Annotated in this window: 2 protein-coding genes; both read right to left on the bottom strand. The window is 74.2% G+C overall.

Going from position 1 to position 3,152, the window contains the following annotated elements:
- A partial coding sequence (locus KBX53_RS27395) for a sulfatase-like hydrolase/transferase (protein WP_247676305.1) occupies positions 1-1,684 on the bottom strand: 1,684 nt, incomplete at its 3' end.
- Between the two features lie 25 nt (positions 1,685-1,709).
- Positions 1,710-3,143: a bifunctional 2-polyprenyl-6-hydroxyphenol methylase/3-demethylubiquinol 3-O-methyltransferase UbiG gene (locus tag KBX53_RS27390; RefSeq protein ID WP_210862419.1), complete on the bottom strand. Its 1,434-nt coding sequence runs from the start codon at positions 3,141-3,143 to the stop codon at positions 1,710-1,712.
- Positions 3,144-3,152: the final 9 nt, after the last annotated feature.

The raw sequence follows: 3,152 nt of genomic DNA, 5'->3' as shown, positions 1-3,152 counted from the left end.
GAGGGTGCGGTGTGGGCAGCGGCGGCGGGGTGGGTACGCCGCCGGGGAAGGTGACCGGTTCGCCGGGGCGGGCGTAGAAGTGCTTCGTACCGTCGGTGCGGGGGGCCTGCCGGGCGGACCGCCCGTCGACAGACCAGGGCAACCGGATGCCGGCCTCGTCGGCCACCGTCGGCAGCAGGTCGACGTGTTCCCAGTTGCGGTCGTCGACCCGGCCGGTCTGCTGCCGGGGTTCCTTGACGAACGTCGGCACCCAGGCGACCTCGCCGGCGGCGGCCTTGATGGCGTCCATGCCCCGGCCCTGGGCGCCGGGGCGGAAGCTCACCCCGTGGTCGGCGGTCACCACGACGAGCGCCTGGTCGTAGAGGCCGCTGGCGCGCAGCGTCCGCAGTGTCTCGCCGATCAGCCGGTCGGTGTAGCCGAGCTGGGCGAGGTGCCGCTGCCGGGCCAGGTCGACCCAGCCGGCGCCGTCGTTGGGCAGGTCCTCGGGGGCGTCGTAGCGCGCGCCGGACGGCAGGTACGCCCACGGTGAGTGCGGCATCAGCAGGTGCAGGAAGTGCAGGGTGGGGCGGGCGGTCGGCTTCAGCCCGGCCAGGAAGCTGGTGAACCGGGCCGGTTGGTTGTCGTCCAGGCTGTCCCACCGGAACTTCGGGTCGGCCGGCACCGGTTCGGCGGCGTCCAGGCCGGCTTCGGCCCGGGTCTGCTCGCGATAGGAGTCTTCCGGGTCGACGGTGCTCTCGGTGGGTCCGGCGACCCGGCCGAGCAGCTTGCCGGTCTCGCGGACCAGCACGCCCATCCCCTGTTCCGGGGTGACCGGCTGTTCGCACCGGCTGGGTGGGCACAGCCGGGTGATGCTCTCCTCGGCCTTGATGTCGTAGAGGCCGCCGAAGGCGGTGAAGATGTTGTCCGGGTACTGCGAGTAGTGCGGGGCGACGGGCTTCGCCGGGTAGCGGCCGGTGAGCATCGCCGGCAGCGCGTTCGGTGTCCACCCGCTGACCCCTGTCGAGTTGCGGTACCAGGTGGAGGCGCCGGCCAGTTCGGCGAAGTGCGGGTACCGACCGGCGTCGATCTTTCCGTCCGGGCCGAGCAGGCTGACCAGTGGCAGCTCGTCGAGGATCAGCATGACCACCGGTGGGTGCACGGCCGAACCCTGCGCGGTCCCTGCCGCACCGCCGTCGCCGCGCGGCAGGACCACCGCCGCGGTGGGCGAGACGAGCAGGAAGAGCGCCCCGAAGGCCACCGGGCCGGCGGCGGCCCGTCGCAGGGCCCGGCCCGGCGCCCGCCACCGCCGGTGCGCGAGCGCGCCGGCGGCTCCGGCCAGCACGGCCACCAGCAGCAGCGGTACGCCCCGAAGCGGCGTCACGTGTCGGCCCACCTGCACGGCGAGCGCGGCGACCAGCAGCCCGACCAGCCCGGTGTGGGTGACGGCGCGGGCGGTCCGGCCGGCGAGTCGGCTGAGCGCCCCGAGCAGCGCCACCGCGACGGTGGGGACCACCGTCACCAGGGCGACCAGCAGCAGGATCTCGGCCGGGTCGGCGCGGTGGAAGAGGAAGAAGTCGGGGCTGCGGCCGAGCACGTCCAGCAGGGGTTGGGTGACCACGAGACCGACCAGCGCGACGATCTCCAGCAGCCGGCCCAGCTCTGCGCGCCAGCCCCGCTCCCACCGCCCGGCCGGCGGGTCCGGCAGGGCGGGCGGGTCGACGGAGGCCGGTTCAGCCACCCATCACCGTCCGGTAGAGGGTGCGGGTGCCCGAGGGCAGCTCCAGCCGGTCGGTGATCCGTCCCCGGGCGGCGAGCACCGTCTCGAAGGCGTCGCGGCGGTAGTCCGGGAAGAGGCCGGCGGGCTTGTTGGCCAGCAGCCGGGTCGCCATCGGGTCCTCCGGGTGGACGAACTCCACCACCACCGCCCCGCCCGGTGCGGTCAGCCCGGCGAGCCAGTCGACGACCTCCGGCAGCGGCACGTTGCGCCCGATCGCCAGGTGGTGCACGACGGCCAGGGCGAGCACCACGTCGGCGGACGCCCGCTCGGCGAAGCCGGCCCGCTCGACGCCCCGCCAGCCGCCACCCGGCGAGGGGTCGGCCAGGTCCAGCACCAGCGGCAGGATGCGGCGCTGCCCCTCCGAGCGCAGCTTGCGGTACAGCTCGTCGACGACGGCCGGGTCCTGCTCGACGGCGACCACGTAGTCGGCGTGCCCGGCCGCCAACCGGGAGTACCGGCCGTCGTTGGCGCCGAGGTCGAGCACCAGGCGGGGGCGGGTGCCGGCGGCAGCCACCGAGGCGGCCACGAACTGCTCCTTCGCCACCCGGTCGCGGGCCGAGTAGCCGCAGGTGCGCTGGTAGTCCGACCAGTGGGTCCCGGCCGGGCGGTGCTCCAGCTTGCGGACCAGTTTCTCGATGCCGCGGACGGTGGCGAGCAGCAACTCCCGGGAGAAGCCGGCAGCCCGCAGTTGGTCGCGGACCTCGGTGGTGCTGGCGGCGGCGTTGCGTTGCTGCATGGCCCCGTGCAGATGCAGGTGGGTCAGCACGCCGGGGCGCAGCCGACGGGCACCGGTGAACAGGGGCCGCAGCTCGTCGGCCTCGATGCCGTCGACCCGGGCGCGCAGCCAGGGTTGGAAGTCGACGCCCAGGTGGGCGGTGAGCATCAGCGGGTAGAGCACTGTCTGGCAGAACTGCCGGTAGCCGGCCCACGGTTCGCCGTCGCGGACCGGTTCGAACGAGCCGATGTCGATGAAGACCGGTTCGGCGCCGCGCCACTGGAGGTTGTACGCGGAGCCGTCCTTGGTGGTGAAACCCTCGCCGAGCGCGGCGTTGAGGATCTCCAGGTGCAGCAGGGCGGCGTCGCGCAGCATGCTGAACGACCACTCGTACGGGTGGGAGACGAACGGGATGCGCTCGTGACGCAGCACGGCGGCCCACGGTGTTCCGGTCGCGGCGGGCACCAGTGTGGGCGGGGCGTCCTCGGTGGCGCAGACCTTGCGCGCGGCGACGAGCGCCGGAAAGAACGTGCTGCCGGTCAACGCCCGCCAGTGCTGCGCGGCCTGGGGGTCCAGCCCGCGCAGCACCTCGTCGCCGACGTGGAAGACCCGGTTGGCCGGGTCGCGGAAGGAGGCCGGCTCGGGCCGTACCCCGGTGGGTGAGATCGCCATGGTCGGGAC

Source organism: Micromonospora sp. M51 (assembly GCF_018070305.1).
GTDB lineage: Bacteria > Actinomycetota > Actinomycetes > Mycobacteriales > Micromonosporaceae > Micromonospora > Micromonospora parva.
The sequence above is the reverse complement of the archived record's forward strand: the minus strand, read 5'-3'. Positions and strand labels throughout refer to the sequence as shown.